At 71.2% G+C, this 17,190-nt stretch carries 15 protein-coding genes; 10 read left to right on the top strand and 5 right to left on the bottom strand.

Annotation, left to right across the window (positions count from 1 at the left end; translation table 11 throughout):
* Positions 1–116 precede the first annotated feature (116 nt).
* Positions 117–323 carry an acyl-CoA carboxylase subunit epsilon gene (locus tag AB0I94_RS03955; RefSeq protein ID WP_249588129.1) on the bottom strand — a complete coding sequence of 69 codons (207 nt, stop codon included), beginning with the start codon at positions 321–323 and terminating at the stop codon, positions 117–119.
* 69 nt (positions 324–392) lie between these two features.
* Positions 393–2,084, bottom strand: a complete 1,692-nt coding sequence (locus AB0I94_RS03960; RefSeq protein WP_363307818.1) for an acyl-CoA carboxylase subunit beta — start codon at positions 2,082–2,084, stop codon at positions 393–395.
* A gap of 150 nt (positions 2,085–2,234) precedes the next feature.
* Here AB0I94_RS03960 and AB0I94_RS03965 point away from each other — a divergent pair, with 150 nt between their 5' ends.
* From AB0I94_RS03965 to hutH, 5 genes are all read left to right on the top strand, one after another.
* Positions 2,235–3,131: a biotin--[acetyl-CoA-carboxylase] ligase gene (locus tag AB0I94_RS03965; RefSeq protein WP_363307819.1), complete on the top strand. Its 897-nt coding sequence runs from the start codon at positions 2,235–2,237 to the stop codon at positions 3,129–3,131.
* Positions 3,132–4,071: 940 nt separating this feature from the next.
* Complete coding sequence (locus AB0I94_RS03970; RefSeq protein ID WP_363307820.1) at positions 4,072–5,250, top strand: adenylate/guanylate cyclase domain-containing protein; 1,179 nt, start codon at positions 4,072–4,074, stop codon at positions 5,248–5,250.
* A 125-nt stretch (positions 5,251–5,375) separates the two neighbouring features.
* Positions 5,376–6,173, top strand: a complete 798-nt coding sequence (locus AB0I94_RS03975; protein ID WP_363307821.1) for an enoyl-CoA hydratase-related protein — start codon at positions 5,376–5,378, stop codon at positions 6,171–6,173.
* 143 nt (positions 6,174–6,316) lie between these two features.
* On the top strand, positions 6,317–7,495 hold the full coding sequence (locus tag AB0I94_RS03980) for a diguanylate cyclase (RefSeq protein ID WP_363307822.1): 1,179 nt from the start codon (positions 6,317–6,319) through the stop codon (positions 7,493–7,495).
* A gap of 345 nt (positions 7,496–7,840) precedes the next feature.
* On the top strand, positions 7,841–9,379 hold the full coding sequence (gene hutH / locus AB0I94_RS03985) for a histidine ammonia-lyase (protein WP_363308284.1): 1,539 nt from the start codon (positions 7,841–7,843) through the stop codon (positions 9,377–9,379).
* Between the two features lie 72 nt (positions 9,380–9,451).
* Here hutH and AB0I94_RS03990 read toward each other — a convergent pair whose 3' ends face one another.
* Both AB0I94_RS03990 and AB0I94_RS03995 read right to left on the bottom strand, forming a co-directional pair.
* Positions 9,452–10,246, bottom strand: coding sequence for a PepSY domain-containing protein (locus AB0I94_RS03990; RefSeq protein WP_363307823.1), 795 nt, complete (start codon positions 10,244–10,246; stop codon positions 9,452–9,454).
* 54 nt (positions 10,247–10,300) lie between these two features.
* Positions 10,301–11,035, bottom strand: a complete 735-nt coding sequence (locus AB0I94_RS03995) for a TetR/AcrR family transcriptional regulator C-terminal domain-containing protein (protein WP_363307824.1) — start codon at positions 11,033–11,035, stop codon at positions 10,301–10,303.
* Positions 11,036–11,142: 107 nt separating this feature from the next.
* Here AB0I94_RS03995 and entS point away from each other — a divergent pair, with 107 nt between their 5' ends.
* Positions 11,143–12,453: an enterobactin transporter EntS gene (entS, locus tag AB0I94_RS04000; RefSeq protein ID WP_363307825.1), complete on the top strand. Its 1,311-nt coding sequence runs from the start codon at positions 11,143–11,145 to the stop codon at positions 12,451–12,453.
* A gap of 20 nt (positions 12,454–12,473) precedes the next feature.
* Here entS and AB0I94_RS04005 read toward each other — a convergent pair whose 3' ends face one another.
* A complete protein-coding gene (locus AB0I94_RS04005; RefSeq protein WP_363307826.1) occupies positions 12,474–12,800 on the bottom strand; it encodes a hypothetical protein in 327 nt (108 codons plus the stop codon).
* A gap of 110 nt (positions 12,801–12,910) precedes the next feature.
* Here AB0I94_RS04005 and AB0I94_RS04010 point away from each other — a divergent pair, with 110 nt between their 5' ends.
* From AB0I94_RS04010 to AB0I94_RS04025, 4 genes are all read left to right on the top strand, one after another.
* A complete protein-coding gene (locus AB0I94_RS04010; protein ID WP_363307827.1) occupies positions 12,911–13,279 on the top strand; it encodes a hypothetical protein in 369 nt (122 codons plus the stop codon).
* A gap of 252 nt (positions 13,280–13,531) precedes the next feature.
* Positions 13,532–14,791: an Ig-like domain-containing protein gene (locus AB0I94_RS04015; RefSeq protein WP_363307828.1), complete on the top strand. Its 1,260-nt coding sequence runs from the start codon at positions 13,532–13,534 to the stop codon at positions 14,789–14,791.
* Between the two features lie 140 nt (positions 14,792–14,931).
* Positions 14,932–16,407: an ABC transporter permease gene (locus AB0I94_RS04020; protein WP_363307829.1), complete on the top strand. Its 1,476-nt coding sequence runs from the start codon at positions 14,932–14,934 to the stop codon at positions 16,405–16,407.
* A gap of 58 nt (positions 16,408–16,465) precedes the next feature.
* Positions 16,466–17,149, top strand: coding sequence for an ABC transporter ATP-binding protein (locus AB0I94_RS04025; RefSeq protein WP_363307830.1), 684 nt, complete (start codon positions 16,466–16,468; stop codon positions 17,147–17,149).
* Positions 17,150–17,190: the final 41 nt, after the last annotated feature.

A 17,190-nucleotide genomic window follows, 5' to 3' on the forward strand; every position in this document is an offset into this window, starting at 1 on the left:
AGCCCGGCGCGGGCAAGACCCGGCTCGCCAACGTGCTGCAGCTGGTGCTGAACCGTCGCGGCGCGTACTCAGGCGCCCCGGCCCGTCTCACTCATTCTGGGGTCGTGCCGCCCGGCTCAGCCGGGCCAGTAGGTGCGGCCCCACGACGTCGGCCCCGGTGCGGGCAGCCGGTGGCGGGCCACCCGCGCGGGGTCCGCCCAGGCGTCGAGTGCCGCGGGCGCGCCGGACGGCTGGTTCGCGACCGCCGCGGCGCGCGCCTGGACCACCGCGAGTGCGGCGGCCAACTCCTCCGGGGTGGGATTGCCCCGTACGACCTTGATCATGGAGGGTCTCCTCGCTCTCCTAGCTGGCTCGGTCCAGAAGGTTTAGAAGGCTTAGAAGGTCTGGAGGGTCTAGAGGGGGATGTTGCCGTGCTTCTTCGGGGGCAGGGATTCCCGCTTCGTACGCAGCTGACGCAGGCCCCGCACCAGATGGGAGCGGGTCTCCGACGGCATGATCACCGCGTCGATGTAACCGCGCTCGGCGGCCGTGTACGGGTTGAGCAGACGGTCCTCGTACTCCTGGATGAGGCGGGCGCGGGTCGCCTCCACGTCGCCCGATGCCTCGGCCGCAGCGATGGTCTTGCGGTGCAGGATGTTCACCGCGCCCTGCGCGCCCATCACCGCGATCTGCGCGGTCGGCCAGGCCAGGTTGAGGTCGGCGCCCAGGTGCTTGGAGCCCATGACGTCGTACGCGCCGCCGAACGCCTTGCGGGTGATGACGGTGATCAGCGGGACCGTCGCCTCCGCGTAGGCGTAGATCAGCTTGGCGCCCCGGCGGATGATGCCCGTGTGCTCCTGCTCGACGCCCGGCAGGAAGCCCGGCACGTCGACGAAGGTGATGACCGGGACGTTGAACGCGTCGCAGGTGCGCACGAAGCGGGCGCCCTTCTCGGACGCGTCGATGTTCAGGCAGCCGGCGAACTGCGTCGGCTGGTTGGCGACGATGCCCACCGGCCGGCCCTCGATCCGGCCGAAGCCGGTGAGGATGTTCGGCGCGAACAGCGGCTGCGTCTCGAAGAACTCGGCGTCGTCCAGGACGTGTTCGATCACCGTGTGCATGTCGTACGGCTGGTTGGCGCTGTCCGGGATGAGGGTGTCGAGCTCGCGGTCCTCGTCCGTCGGCGCCAGGTCCGCCTCTTCCGGGAAGGCGGGGGGCTCGCTGAGGTTGTTCGAAGGCAGGTAGGAGAGAAGGGACTTGACGTACTCGATCGCGTCCTTCTCGTCGCCCGCCATGTGGTGCGCGACACCGGAGGTGCTGTTGTGGGTGCGGGCGCCGCCGAGCTCCTCGAAGCCGACGTCCTCGCCGGTGACCGTCTTGATGACGTCGGGTCCCGTGATGAACATGTGCGAGGTCTGGTCGACCATGACCGTGAAGTCGGTGATCGCCGGGGAGTAGACGGCGCCGCCCGCGCAGGGCCCGACGACCAGGCTGATCTGCGGGATCACGCCGGAGGCGTGCGTGTTCCTGCGGAAGATCTCCCCGTACATCCCGAGGGCCATGACGCCCTCCTGGATGCGGGCGCCGCCGGAGTCGTTGATGCCGATGACCGGGCAGCCGGTCTTCAGGGCGAAGTCCATGACCTTGACGATCTTCTGGCCGAAGACCTCGCCGAGGGCTCCGCCGAAGACGGTGAAGTCCTGGGAGAACACGGCCACGGGGCGGCCGTCGACGGTGCCGTAACCGGTCACGACCCCGTCGCCGTACGGGCGGTTGGCCTCCAGGCCGAAGTCGGTCGAGCGGTGCTGGGCGAACTCGTCGAACTCCACGAAGGAGCTTTCGTCCAGAAGCAGTTCGATGCGCTCGCGCGCCGTCAGCTTGCCCTTGGCGTGCTGCTTCTCGACCGCGCGGGCCGAACCGGCGTGCTTGGCCTCCTCGATGCGGCGCTGCAGATCGGCGAGCTTGCCCGCAGTCGTATGGATGTCGATACCGGCGCCGGGGGTGGGGGCGGTGGTGGTGGCGGAGGCGGTCGCGGTGGCGGTGGCGTTCTCGGTATCGCTTGCGGCGCTGGGCACGGGCACGTTGGGCTCTTCCGGCTCGGACATAGGGATGCGGCTCCCTGCCTGCTCAAAGGGGCGGCTGGCGGCTTGCGGCTATGGCTTGCGGCTGCTGATGATCGCTTGCTACTGACTCGTAGGGTAGCGGCGCGCATACGGTTCGGCAGTGCGGCGTTTACCACACCTAAGGTGGCTTGCATGACGCCGCGAGATGCTTCAGACGACCCTTCTGACACCCCTGACGACAACCGCTGGTCCGACCTCGAAAGGCCGCCCCTGAACGCGGGGTCGCTGCGGCGTGCGCTGCTGCGGGACGGGGGGCTCTGGACCTCCCTGGAGGTGGTGCCCGCGACGGGGTCGACCAACACGGATCTGGCCGCCCGTGCGGACGAGCTGCCCGAGGGCGCGGTGCTCGTCGCCGAGGAGCAGAGTTCGGGGCGTGGCCGCCTCGACCGCCGCTGGTCGGCGCCCGCGCGCTCCGGTCTCTTCTTCTCCGTACTCCTCAAGCCGGGGCCCGCGGTGCCGGTCGAGCGGTGGGGGTGGCTGCCGCTGCTGACCGGGGTCGCCGTGGCCACGGGGCTCTCGCGGGCGGCTGGGGTGGACACGGCGCTCAAGTGGCCGAACGATTTGTTGGTGACGGTGGGGGGCGAGGAGCGGAAGGCCGGGGGGATCCTCGCCGAGCGGGCGGGCTCCGCGGGCTCCGCGGGCGGTGGGGGCGTGGTCGTCGGTATCGGCATCAACGTGACCCTGCGGGCGGACGAACTGCCGGTGCCGGGGGCGGGGTCGCTCGCGTTGGCCGGGGCCGCTTCGACGGACCGGGACACGGTGCTGCGGGCGGTGCTGCGTTCCCTGGAGCAGTGGTACGGGGACTGGCGCACGGCAGAGGGCGACCCGGCGGCTTCCCGCCTCCAGGAGACGTACGCCGCGGGTTGCGCGACGCTGGGCCGCACGGTCAGGGCTGAGCTGCCGGGCGACCGGTCGATCACGGGCGAGGCGGTGGCGGTGGACGGTGACGGGCGGCTTGTCCTGGCCACTGCGGAGGGGATGCAGGAGCCTGTGGGGGCGGGGGATGTGGTGCATTTGCGGGGGGTGTAGGGGAGGCGGAGGTGGCGGGGGCGGTCCCTGCGGGGGCGTGCGGGGCTGCGGCTTCCGCTTGTCGGTGGGGCGGGGCTGCGCCGGTATGTCCGTCCTCGCTATCGTCCGGTTGCCGCCGGGTTGCTTCGGCGCCGGTGTGCCGCGAGCTGTGCTCCGGGCGGACAAACCGGCACGTCCCATCGGGTCTCGGGGCCGGGTGCGGGCGTGTGGGGGTTGCGGCGGCGTCTGCTCACCTGTGGGTGCGGGACTGCGCCGGTGTGTCCGTCCTCGCTAACGGCCCGCCCCTCGCGTCGCATCACCGTCTGTGGACGCGTGCGGGGCTGCGGCTTCCGCTTGTCGGTGGGGCGGGGCCGCGCCGGTATGTCCGTCCTCGCTATCGTCCGGTTGCCGCCGGGTTGCTTCGGCGCCGGTGTGCCGCGAGCTGTGCTCCGGGCGGACAAACCGGCACGTCCCCTCGGGTCTCGGGGCCGAGTGCGGGTGTGTGGGGGCTGCGGTGGCGGTCCGTGTGTGGTTGCCCTGACGGCCCGCCCCCCTGGGGTGCGGTGTCGTCTGCGGGTGGGTGTGGGCCTTCGGGGTCTCTCGGCGTCGGGTGGGGCTGCGGGGTGTTCGGGTGGGTGGTGGGGAAGGTTTGTCGTTCAGGTGGTGGTGCGGGGTGATCGGGTAGGTGGGTGGGAAGGTTTGGGGCGTTGCGTCGTGTTGCGGGGGCTGCGAGTGGCGTGCCGGGGGCGCCGGTGGTGCGGCGAGGCTTCGTTCAGGTGAGGGTGTGGGGCAAACGGGCGGGTGGCGGCAGTAGGTGTGTTCGGGGGCGTGGCTGCGGGGGACCCCTGTTCGAGGCGTCCCGCCAGGCAAAGGCGTACCGCCAGGCGTGAGCTGCGGCACACCTGCCGTAAAGTTGGCGCCGGTCGATACCTGACCGCGGCAGATCGGAAGGGCAGCAGGCGTGACCGTCGACGACGCGGGCTCCGGCACGGGTGCATCCCCCGGCCCCGACGGTGAGCCCGGACGTACCGCAGGGGCCGCCACACACGCGTTCGACTCGATGGACTCCGGGGACGAGAAGCCGGGGGACCCCGAGAAGGACCCCCTGGCCCTGCGCCTCGAAGGGCTGATCCTCGGCGCGGAACGCCGCTACACCCCGTTCCAGGCGGCCCGCAGCGCCGGCGTATCCATGGAGCTGGCCTCCCGCTTCTGGCGGGCCATGGGCTTTCCTGACATCGGCCAGGCCAAGGCCCTGACCGAGGCGGACGTCCTCGCACTGCGCCGCCTCGCCGGCCTCGTCGAGGCGGGGCTGCTCAGCGAGGCGATGGCGGTGCAGGTGGCCCGGTCGACCGGGCAGACCACCGCCCGCCTGGCCGAATGGCAGATCGACTCCTTCCTGGAGGGGCTGACGGAGCCGCCCGAGCCGGGCATGACGCGGACCGAAGTCACGTATCCGCTGATAGAGCTGCTCCTGCCCGAGCTGGAGGAGTTCCTCGTCTACGTGTGGCGGCGCCAGCTCGCCGCCGCGACCGGGCGGGTCGTGCAGGCCGCGGACGACGAGGAGATGGTCGACCGGCGGCTTGCCGTCGGTTTCGCCGACCTCGTCGGCTTCACGCGGCTCACCCGGCGGATGGAGGAAGAGGAACTCGGCGAGCTCGTCGAGGCTTTCGAGACCACGGCGGCGGACCTCGTCGCGGCGCATGGCGGGCGGCTCATCAAGACGCTGGGCGACGAAGTGCTCTACGCCGCCGACGACGCGGGCGTCGCCGCGGAGATCGCGCTGCGGCTGATCGAGACCATGGCCAACGACGAGACGATGCCCGAGCTGCGCGTCGGCATCGCCTTCGGCACGGTCACGACGCGGATGGGCGACGTCTTCGGTACGACGGTGAACCTCGCGAGCCGCCTCACGTCGATAGCGCCTCGGGACGCCGTCCTGGTGGACGGCGCGCTCGCCGAGGAGCTGACGCGGGTGGGGCAGGCGCCCGCCTCCGAGACCGAGGCGGCGGAGGCCGCCGAGGCGGCGGAGAAGGAGGGCTCCGAGCCACCCTCCTATCGCTTCGCGCTCCAGCCGATGTGGCAGCGGCCCGTACGAGGTCTCGGCGTCGTCGAGCCCTGGTTGCTGGCCCGGCGTAGCTGAGCCCCACCTCTGTACCGCCGCCTTCGCGGCGGAATTTACTCGCCCGACCACCCGAATGCCCCGTAGTGGTGGCATGATCCGCAGGGTGGTCCGGTAACGGGCGTTAACCAGGCGTGGAGGAAGTCATGGGTGACGAGCAGCGGTTCGGGGAATTCGTCAGCGTCCGGCGGCACGCCTACGTCGCCGAGCTCGTCCTCGACCGGCCCAAGGCGATGAACGCCGTGTCGACGGACATGGCCCGCTCCATCGGCTCGGCCTGCGCCGCCCTCTCGGAGGACCGTGACGCCCGCGTCGTGGTCGTCACGTCCACCCACGAGCGGGCGTTCTGTGTCGGCGCCGACCTGAAGGAGCGCAATTCCTTCTCCGACGCCGAGTTGGTGCGCCAGCGGCCCACCGCGCGGGCCGCCTACACCGGCGTACTCGAACTGCCCATGCCGACGGTCGCGGCCCTGCACGGCTTCGCGCTCGGCGGTGGGTTCGAGCTCGCGCTCGCCTGTGATCTCATCGTCGCCGACCCGACCGCCGTGGTGGGGCTCCCCGAGGTATCGGTCGGCGTGATCCCGGGCGGCGGCGGTACGCAGCTGCTTCCGCGCCGTGTGGGCGCCGCGCGGGCCGCCGAGCTGATCTTCACCGCGCGGCGTCTGGAGGCGGACGAGGCGCGGCAGTTGGGGCTCATCGACCAGCTGGTGGGCGAGGGTGAGGACCGTTCGGAAGCGCTCGCGCTCGCCGCGCGGATCGCCGCCAACTCGCCCGTCGGGCTGCGCGCCGCCAAGCGTGCCCTGCGGCTCGGGCACGGCCTCGACCTGCGTGCCGGCCTTGAGGTCGAGGACGCCGCCTGGCGCTCCGTGGCCTTCTCCGGTGACCGGGCGGAGGGCGTCGCCGCGTTCAACGAGAAGCGGAAGCCGCAGTGGCCCGGGGAGTGAACAGCCCCGGTGCCCGGGAGTCAGCAGTCTTGGTGCCCCGGCGTGAGCGGGCCCGGTGCCCCGGGAGTGCATGGAGCGTCCGGTCCACACGCTGTGTAATGTTCCAAACGCCCAAATTGCCGCATATCTCCTAGCCTAGGGAGATGGGAGAGGATGTCCGGCTGCGGGCCGTGGTGGTGCTGGCGCAGGGGATGGCCGCCGCGCACACTCCGCGTGAGTCCTGGCGGGCGGCCGCGCGCGGCGCGTGCCGTGCGCTGGCCGGGAGTTTCGCGGCGCTGTCCGTCTGGGAGCGTGACCTCGGACGGCTGAGGGTGCTCGTGAACGTGGGCGAACGGGCCGAGGGGGAGGAAGAGTTCCCCGAGCGCGAGGCGTATCCGGTGAACGAGTTCCCTGAGATCACCGAGTTTCTGCACGAGCGCTGGGCCGGCGGGGGCGAGCCGCATGCCTGGGTCGAGACGGCGCGCGGGCCCGCGGAAGCCACGGCCCCTGGTTACTGCCACCAGCGTGTCGCCGCCCTGCGCAGGCGCGGTCGCGGGTGCTGCGTGGTGGCGCCGATCGTGTTGCACGGGCGGGCTTGGGGCGAGCTGTACGTGGCGCGACCGGTGGGGGCGCTGCCCTTCGGCCGTGCGGACGCGGACTTCGCGACGGTGCTCGCCTCGGTCGTCGCGGCGGGCATCGCGCAGACCGAACGCCTTGAGGAGGCCCGCCGCCTCGCCTTCACCGACGCCCTGACGGGCCTCGCCAATCGGCGCGCGGTCGATCTGCGGCTCGAGGAGGCGGTGGAGCGCCACCGTGCGGACGGGACGGTGGTGAGCCTGGTCGTGTGCGACGTGAACGGGCTGAAGCGGGTCAACGACACCCAGGGTCACGCGGTCGGTGACCGGCTGCTCGAACGTTTCGGCTCGGTGCTTTCCCTGTGCGGGGCGATGCTGCCCGGGACGTTGGCCGCGCGGCTCGGTGGCGACGAGTTCTGCCTGCTCTCGGTAGGTCCCACCGCCGACGAGGTGGTGCGGGTCGCGGATGAACTCTGCGTACGGGCGGCCGAGTTGGAGATGGGGGAGGGGGTCGCGTGCGGGGTCGCCTCCACGCAGGACCCGATCGGCGAGGTGCGCTCGGCCCGCCGCCTGTTCCGCCTCGCGGACGCGGCCCAGTACCGCGCGAAGGCGGCGCGTGCGCCGAAGCCGGTGGTCGCGGGGCGGGAGGGCGCGGACGACCCTGTGGTACGGCTCGCGAACTCGGAGGGGGCGCGGCCTGCGGGAGAGAGGCGGCGCTTCCGTGGTCGCGGGGGTCCTGCGGACGGCGGCAGGGGGGGGCGGGGTTGACCTGCGGGTCGGCGGGGCTTGTTCGCGCCGTTCCTCGCGCCCCTGACGGGGCCCGTCTCCTGGTTTCCTGCGGGGCGGTGGGGGCTTGGCGCGCAGTTCCCCGCGCCCCTGACGGGGCTGGGCCCGGTGTTGTCTGCGGGCTTGTGGGGGCTTGGCGCGCCGTTCCTCGCGCCCCTTACGGGGCCCGTTGCGTCGTTCCCCGTGTCCGCCTTGGCGCTACGTCGGGTCCGCCAGGTGTTTCCCGTGTGCGCCCTGGAAGCGTTGTGACGTCGAGCCCGTAAGAGGCTCAACCAGCATCCGCCCGTGACACTTGGCGATTCAGTCCGTACGCTGCTGAATATGGATATGCACACCGTGGTCCTGGGGACGTCCGGGACAACCGCTGCGGACGTTATCGCCGTCGCGCGCGGCAACGCGCGCATCGAGCTGTCGGGCGAGGCCGTGGCCGCCCTCGCCGCCTCGCGTGAGATCGTCGATGCCCTCGCGGCCAAGCCCGATCCCGTCTACGGCGTATCGACCGGCTTCGGCGCCCTCGCCACCCGGCACATCGGGCCGGACCTCCGCGCCCAGCTGCAGCGCAACATCGTCCGCTCGCACGCGGCGGGGATGGGCCCGCGCGTCGAGCGCGAGGTGGTGCGCGCGCTGATGTTCCTGCGGCTGAAGACGGTCTGCTCCGGCCGCACCGGCGTACGCCCCGAGGTCGCGCAGACCATGGCCGATGTGCTCAACGCGGGGATCACTCCCGTCGTCCACGAGTACGGCTCGCTCGGCTGCTCCGGCGACCTCGCGCCGCTCAGCCACTGCGCGCTGACCCTCATGGGCGAGGGGGACGCGGAAGGTCCCGACGGCGAGCTGAAGCCCGCGGGCGAGTTGCTCGCCGCGCACGGCATCACGCCGGTCGAGCTGAAGGAGAAGGAGGGGCTCGCCCTCCTGAACGGAACCGACGGCATGCTCGGCATGCTGGTGATGGCCCTCGCCGACCTCGACGCCCTCTACAAGTCCGCCGACATCACCGCGGCCCTCACCCTGGAGGCACTCCTCGGCACCGCCAAGGTCCTCGCCCCCGAACTGCACGCCATCCGGCCGCACCCGGGCCAGGGCGTGTCCGCGGCCAACATGCTCGCGGTCCTCGAAGGGTCGGGTCTGACCGGCCACCACCAGGACGACGCGCCGCGCGTCCAGGACGCGTACTCGGTGCGGTGCGCGCCGCAGGTGGCCGGCGCGGGGCGTGACACCCTCGCCCATGCCCGTACGGTCGCCGAGCGCGAGCTCGCCGCCGCCGTCGACAACCCCGTCGTCCTGCCCGACGGCCGCGTCGAGTCCAACGGCAACTTCCATGGGGCGCCGGTCGCGTACGTTCTGGACTTCCTCGCGATCGCCGCGGCCGACCTCGGCTCCATCGCGGAGCGCCGCACGGACCGGCTGCTCGACAAGAACCGCTCGCACGGCTTGCCGCCGTTCCTCGCCGACGACCCGGGCGTGGACTCGGGGCTGATGATCGCCCAGTACACGCAGGCGGCGCTGGTGAGCGAGATGAAGAGGCTCGCCGTCCCGGCATCGGCCGACTCGATCCCGTCCTCCGCGATGCAGGAGGACCACGTGTCGATGGGCTGGTCGGCGGCGCGCAAGCTCCGTACCGCGGTCGACAACCTGACCCGCATCGTCGCGATCGAGCTGTACGCCGCGACGCGCGCGGTCGAGCTCCGCGAGGGCCTCACGCCGGCCCCGGCGACGCGCGCGGTCATCGAGGCGGTCCGCAAGGCGGGCGTACAGGGCCCGGGTCCTGACCGCTTCCTCGCCCCCGACCTGGCGGCGGCGGACGAGTTCGTCCGCTCCGGCGCGCTGCTCGACGCCGTCGAGCCGGTGACGGGCCCGCTGGCCTAGCGGCGGCGCTCCGGACGTCGAGGAGGGGTGCCGTCAGGTCCTGACGGCACCCCTCCCGTGCGTGGCCGCGGGTCAGTCGCGGTCGACGTGCTCACGGGTGATGTCGCCCTTGACCGCGTCGACATCGAAGTCGGTCTTGTTCCAGTCGTCGGTGACGACATCGACGGACCAGACGAGCGTCTTGTCGTCGTTGTCGTCCAGACCGATGGACGTGACCGTGCCCTTCTTCTTGGCCGTCGCGGTCTTGGCCGCCTGCTCCGGCGACTGCTTGACGCGGGACAGCCAGTCGGCCGTCTCCTTCTTGTCGTCGGTGTCCTGGTCGTTGTCGGGGGCGGAGCTGAGCACCTTGCCCGAGACCGCGTCGATGCGGACGTGGTGCACGGTGCCGTTCTTCTCGGCGACCTCGGCGACCCACTCCGGGCCGGTGGAACTGCCGCTCGGGCTGGGGCTGGCACTCGGGCTGGCGCTGCCGTTCGGGCTGGGGCTCGCGCTCGCGTCGTCGGCGTCCGTGTCGTCGGTGTCGTCGTCCACGCCCTTCAGGTCGAGGTCGGTCAGCTTGCCGCCCGATACCTCGCCCACCGCGGTCGCGGCGGCCTTGTCGTAGGTGACCTTGGTGTCGGCGAGCAGCGCCTTGCGCTCCTGCTGGTCCTGCGTGAGGGACGCGCTGGCCGTGGGGCTACCCGTCGGAGCTTCCTTCGGAACGGACTTCGCCGCTTTCGAGGTCGCTTCGGCGGACGACTTGTCGCCGTCCTCGCCGCAGCCTGTCACCAGGGCCGCTGAGGCCGCGAGGGCGCACACGGCACCGACGAGACGGAGGTGGCGGGCGCGGGGGGTTCCGGTGTGCTTGTGCCGGGGCTCGAATCTCATACCCGCATGCCTAGCCTTCGCCCCGTATCCGGCCATGTTGCCGCGCGGCCAGGGTCACCCGATCGCCCGGCGCGCGAGCCCGTCGAGCAGCACATCCAAGGCGAACTCGAAGAGAGCATCCGAGGATTCGGCGGCCAGCTCCTCGCCCGCCCGGCGCAGGTACGGCAGCTCGTCCCCGGAACCGGACCGCAGCCATGGCGGCGGAAACTGCTCCAGGTCGGCGCGGTCGAGGCCCGGGGGCGGCCGGTCGTAGGCGCGGTCCTGCAGCTCCACGAACCCGACGACGAGCCGGATGGCCTCCATGCACGCGAGGTAGGCGTCGCGCAGGGAAAGCCCGGTCTCGGTGAAGAAGCCGATGAGCCCGTCGATGTTCCGCAGCATGGCCGGATGGCGGGCCGCGGTGATGTTCTCGCTCAGCGCGAGGGTGGTCATGCCCGGATGGCGCCGGTAGTGGGCCCGCAGATCCCGGAGGTAGGCCCGCAGGGAGTCCCGCCACCGCCCCGCGTCCAGCTCCGGCGGCTGCCACCGCGCCTCGAAGACCTCGGCGGCCACGGTGATCAGATCTCGCCGGTCTTCCACGTAGTTGTAGAGGGCCCGTGGCGAGACGCCCAGCTCGTTCGCGAGGGAGCGCATGGTCAGCTCGGCGGCTCCGTGACCGCCGAGGAACTCCAGCGCGGCCTCGCCCACGCCCTCGCGGGTGAGGGTGGCGCGGCCCTTGCGGTGGGTGGGGCGGCGCCGGGGCCTTGCGGCGCCGGTCGGGGATTCGGGGTCCAGAGTCTCACTGCACATCGCCCCTGAAGGTACCGCCCCCTTGAACTTCACACCTGTTGACTTTAATAGGCGGCGCCGCCAGAGTGATCCAAGTAAGGCTGGCCTAACCCCCCTTGGAGCCGCTCATGCCCCGCCTGTCCGGCCTCGCCATGGACCTCACGCCGCTGCGCGAGCACCGCGATTTCCGGCTTCTCTACATCGGATTCCTCGGCGCCCTCATCGGCACCCTGATGACGAGCGTCGCCGTGGCGGTGCAGATCTACGACCTCACGGGATCGCCGTTACAGATCGGCCTGGTGAGCCTGGCCAGGGCGCTGCCGCTCGTCGTCGGCGTACTGATCGGCGGCGTCCTCGCGGACCGCGGGGACCGCCGCCTCCTGATGCTGGTGACCCGGCTCCCCCTGACGCTCGTGGCCGCCGGTCTCGCGGCCAACGCGCTCCTGCCGCACCCGCAGCTGTGGGTGATCTACGCGGCGACGGCTCTCACCGGGCTCTTCGCGGGGCTCGGCGGCCCGGCGATGATGGCGGCGATCCCCGCCCTCGTCGGTACCGAACGGCTCGCGGCGGCGGGCGCGTTGACCGCCGCGTCCACACAGCTCGCCGCGCTGATCGGGCCCGCGCTCGGCGGCGCCCTCATCGCGGGCCCCGGGATCGCCGCCTGCTTCGCGATCGACGCGGCAGGCTTCCTGGTCTTCACCGTGGCTCTGTTCTTCGTGTGCCCGCTGCCGCCGGAGACGGCCGCCGCGGGCAAGGGAGTCCGGCAGGCCTTCGCGGCCGTGGCGGACGGCGTGCGCTTCGTGCGGGGACACCGCCTCATCGTCGGGCTGCTGCTCATCGACGCGGCGGCGATGGTCTTCACGATGCCGCAGGCGCTCTACCCGGTCCTCGCGGACGAGCAGTTCGGCGGTGGGCCCTCAGTGGTCGGCCTGCTCTACGCCGCTCCCGCGCTCGGTGCCCTCGTCGGGGCGGCGACCAGTGGCTGGACGGCGCGCGCGGGCGGGCACGCGCTGATCGGGGCGGTGCTCGTGTGGGGCCTCTCGCTGACGGGCTTCGGCCTGACGGCATACCTGCCGCTGGCACTCGCCCTGCTCGCCCTGGCCGGCCTCGGCGACCTGATCTCGGAGACCCTGCGCTCGGCCCTGCTCCAGCACGGCACCCCCGACGCGCTGCGCGGCAGGGTGAGCAGCCTCTGGATGGTCCAGGCGACGGTCTCCCCGGCCCTGGGCAACGCGGCGGTCGGCTTCCTCGCCGAACTGTCCGGTGCGCGGGCCGCGGTGACGACGGGTGGACTCGTGTGCGTGGTGGCGACGCTCCTGGTGGCCGCGGGCTTCCCCGCGCTGCGGGCGGCACGCCTGGGCGCACCCGCGGCCCCGGCAGGGACCGCGGTTCCGGGGCATGCCGAGAGGGGAGCCCCCAGTAAGAGCGCCCCTCGGTAAGCCGGGCTCTGTCGCTCCCGTCAGTAAGCCGGGCCCTGTCGCTCCCGTCGTACCGAATGCGCCACGAACCCCGCCCCGAGGGCCAGGAACGCCGTCCCGCCGATCAGGTACGGGGTCGTGTCGACGCCGGCGCCCGTGTCGGCGAGGCGATCCTGGGTGGCGGCGGTGGTGGCGGTGTTCTCCGAGGTCAGCGTCGCGCGGCGCTGTTCGGTGTGGACGACCCGAGTGGAGTCAGGGGCCTTTTGGGGCCTGAACGTCGCCGTCGCGTTTGCGGAGGGAACGAACCACAGGGCGCCGAGAAGGGTCCCGGCGGCAGTGGCGGTGAGCAGCGATCGACGTGCGGACACGGAATCGGATCCCCCTTGTGGCGCTGGCGAATTGGCCGTGTGGGGCGATGGTAATGAAAGGCGCGGGTCGCGGGAAAGCCGCGGGGGCCATGGGTCGTACCCTCCGACCCATGAGCACATCAGAGTCATCACGTTTTGTACGTCTCCGCGTCGAATTGGTCGTCGAGGTCGACGACTCCGGCGCGCTGGCTTCCTCCGCCCTGCGCCGTATCGCGGAGGACGAGCACATGCCCGCCGAGGAGCGGCTGCACGCCGAGGCGGCCGTCAAGGAGGACGACGCGGAGGCACTCGCCCATCTGGTGGACCCCTTCGACCTGGTCAGCGGGGTGCCGGGGGTGGAGCTCTCGCAGGCCTCCTGGAGCAGCGAGCAGATCGACTACGACCCCGATTCGCCGGATTGGGACCCGGACGAGGATGATGACGACGACGAGGACGGTGCGGCCGGTGACGTTGCGGCCGGGGGCGGTGGCCGGCTGTAGGCGGTAGACGGAAAGTCGTACGTCTACCGGACGGAAAAAACGGAACCCGTAGCCCCGGACGGCAACCGCCGCCCGGGGTTCCGTCGTCTCAGAGGTGCACGGCTGTCACCGGCGCACCGCATGACGTGGTGTTCCCCACATCTTCCGCAGAAGTGGAACGGGACGAACCGGGCAGGACGTTATGCGGGACTGACGGGGACTCTCGGCGTTCATGGCGTGTTGGGGATTTCGGCAACGATGGAGAAGCGTGTGATGACGGACAGTAGGCGGCGGCGCGGACGGCGCAAGGGTCTTGCGGCCGTGTCCGCTCTGGTCGGCGGCGTCCTTGTGCTCTCGGCCTGTAGCGGCGACGACGGTGACAAGAGCGCCGGCGGCGGCAAGGAGTCGCAGAACCAGGTCGACGAGGCCGCCGCCAAGAAGACCTCCGAGGCCGACATCAAGATCGCGCCGAAGGACGGCTCCAACAACGCGAGCATCAACAGCGCGGCCAAGGTCTCGGTGAGCAAGGGTTCGCTGACGGACGTCACGATGACGACCGAGACGGGCACCGCCGTGGAGGGACAGATAGCGGCGGACAAGAAGAGCTGGAAGCCAAGCGGCCAGCTGGAGCGGGCGACCACGTACAAGATCTCCGCCACCGCCAAGGACTCCGACGGCCGCAAGGCGCACGAGAACTCGAAGTTCACGACGGTCTCGCCGAAGAACAGCTTCATCGGGAACTTCACGCCCGAGGACGGCTCGACGGTCGGTGTGGGTATGCCGGTGTCGATCAACTTCGACAAGGCGATCACGAACAAGAAGGACGTCCAGTCCCACATCAAGGTGTCGTCGAGCAGCGGCCAGGAAGTCGTCGGCCACTGGTTCGGCAACAACCGCCTGGACTTCCGCCCCGAGGACTACTGGCAGGGCAACTCCACGGTCACCATGAAGCTGGCCCTGGACGGCGTCGAGGGCGCGGACGGCGTCACCGGCGTCCAGCAGAAGACGGTCCAGTTCAAGATCGGCCGTAACCAGGTCTCCGTCGTCGACGCCAAGACGAAGCAGATGAAGGTCATGCGGGACGGCAAGGTCATCAAGACCATCCCGATCTCCGCGGGCTCGCCGGAGAACAAGACGTACAACGGCAAGATGGTGATCTCCGAGAAGTTCAAGGAGACCCGGATGAACGGCGCGACGGTCGGCTTCACGGACGACGACGGCAAGGGCGAGTACGACATCAAGGACGTGCCGCACGCCATGCGCCTGTCGAACTCGGGCACGTTCATCCACGGCAACTACTGGGGCGCGAAGTCCATCTTCGGCGGCGCCAACACCAGCCACGGCTGTGTCGGCCTGGAAGACGCCAAGGGTGCGAACGACAAGAGCACCCCGGGCGCCTGGTTCTACGACAACTCGATGGTCGGTGACGTCGTGGAGGTCCGGAACACCGGCGACAAGACGGTCCAGCCCGACAACGGCTTCAACGGCTGGGTCATGGACTGGGCGCAGTGGAAGGCCGGTTCGGCCGTCTAAGGCGCGTTCGGTCCCCCTCCCGTGTACGGCGGCGGCCCGCATCCCTCAACAGGGGTGCGGGCCGCCGCCGTTCGGGCTTCTCATGGTTCTCTTATGCCGCCCTTATCCGTTCATCACCGTGCGTACCTAGCTTCACGCACATGTTCTTCACTTACCTGAGGCGCGAGCTGCGCCGCCGCAGAAAAGCGGCCCTCGTCGTGGCCTCCGGTCTCGCGCTCGGCATCGCGCTCGTCATCGTCGTCAGCTCTGTGTCGTCCGGGATGAAGCAGGCGCAGGGCAAGGTCCTGGAGTCGCTCTACGGACTCGGCACCGACATGACCGTCACCAAGGCGGCCACCCCGCCCAAGGAGGGGAGCGGTCAGAGTGGGCGCCCGCGCTTCAAGTTCGACGCCAAGGACGCCGACGAGGGCGGCAAGGAGCAGAGCAGCGACCGCGTCATGGTGCAGGGCTTCCAGACGCTTTCCGCGTCCACCGTCTCGGAGGTCGGCGGCCAGAGCGGGGTCGCGGACGCCGTCGGCGGGCTCAGCCTTCAGGTCATGAAGGTCAACGGCCAGTTCGAGCGCGGCCGGTTCGAGAAGGCGCCGGGCACGGACGGCAAGGCGCAGCCGCCCGGCGGCAGCGACCAGCAGAACGGGGAGGTGCGCGGCGGTGGCGCCGACTTCGACGTCGACTCCTACAGCGTCTACGGCACGGACGTCGGCAAGCTCGACCTGGGGCCGCTGACCTCCTCCAGGATCAGTAAGGGGCGTACGTTCACGGGGGCGGAGTCCGACGCCAAGGTGGCCGTCGCCGACGCCTCGTACGCCAAGGAGAAGAAGCTCTCCGTCGGCGACACCGTCACGATATCCGGCACCAAGATCGAGGTCGTCGGCATCGCGACCCCCGACAGCGGGGACGCCGCGGCCGACCTGTACCTCCCGCTCAAGCGCGCGCAGACCCTCGCCGACTCGAAGAACAAGATCACGACGGTGTACGTCAAGGCCGCGGACTCGCAGCAGATCGACGCGGTCAAGAGCGCCATCCAGAAGAACGTCTCCGGGACGACCGTGACCACGTCGGCCGACCTCGCCGACACCGTGTCGGGCTCGCTCTCCACCGCCTCCGACCTCGCCTCCAGCGTCGGCAAGTGGCTGTCCGTGGCCGTGCTCGTCGCCGCCTTCCTGGTCGCGGGACTGCTCACGTCGTCCGCGGTCAGCCGTCGCGTACGGGAGTTCGGCACCCTGAAGGCCCTCGGCTGGAAGAGCGGCCGCGTCACCCGGCAGGTCGTCGGCGAGGCGGTCGTCCACGGCCTCGTGGGCGGAGTGCTCGGCATCGCCGTCGGCCTCGGCGGCGCGTACGTGGTCACGGCGATCAGCCCCACCCTCACGGCGGAACTCGGCTCGGCGGGCGGGCAGCCGGGCGGCGGCGTCATGGGCGGCGGCCCCGGCGGCCCGGGTGCCTCGCTGAGCGAGTCGGCGTCGAACGCCCTGGACATCTCGCTGACCGCGCCGGTCAGCGCCACCACCATCGCCCTCGCCGTCGGCCTCGCCGTGGCCGGCGGTCTCATCGCGGGCGCCTTCGGCGGCTGGCGCGCCTCGCGGCTGCGGCCCGCGGACGCCCTGCGCCGCGTCGAGTAGGCGGCTCACGCGACCCGATCGAGCCGCCAACCCCCTTACGCATCGCAGGAGTCACAGCATGTACCAGCTCAAAGGCGTCACCAAGCAGTACCGCAGGGGCAAGGAGAGCGTGCACGCGCTCGCCGGGGTCGACCTGGCCATCGGAGACGGTGACCGGCTCGTCATCCAGGGCCCTACGGGCGGCGGCAAGTCCACGCTCCTGCAGATGCTCGGCGGACTCGACCGGCCGACGTCGGGCAGTGTCGAACTCGACGGCGTCGACCTGGCCGCGCTGCCCGAGGCGCGGCTGACCAAGGTGCGTGCCGAGTCCATCGGCTTCGTCTTCCAGTCCTTCAACCTGATCCCCACGCTCAGCGCCCAGGAGAACGTGGAGACGGCGCTCGTCCCGCTGGGCCTCGGCGCCACGGACCGCCGCGAACGTGCCGCCGACGCCCTGGAGTCTGTGGGCCTCGGCGAACGCCGCAGCCATCTGCCCGCCGAGCTCTCCGGCGGCCAGCAGCAGCGGGTGGCCATCGCCCGCGCCCTGGTCAAGCGGCCCAAGGTGCTGCTCGCCGACGAGCCGACCGGCAACCTCGACGAGTCCATGCGCGACGAGATCATGGAACTGCTCGAAGGGCTCTGGAAGGAGCACGGCCTGACGTTCGTGATGGTCACGCATGACAGCGCGATCGCGCGGAAGGCCCCGCGGCTCGCGACGATCAAGCGCGGGCAGATCAAGGTCACGGAGCGCGCCGACCGGTGACCCGCTCGGCCAACTCGTCACTTGTGACGCACTATTGAGCA

It is taken from the genome of Streptomyces sp. NPDC050147, from assembly GCF_040660195.1.
GTDB lineage: Bacteria > Actinomycetota > Actinomycetes > Streptomycetales > Streptomycetaceae > Streptomyces.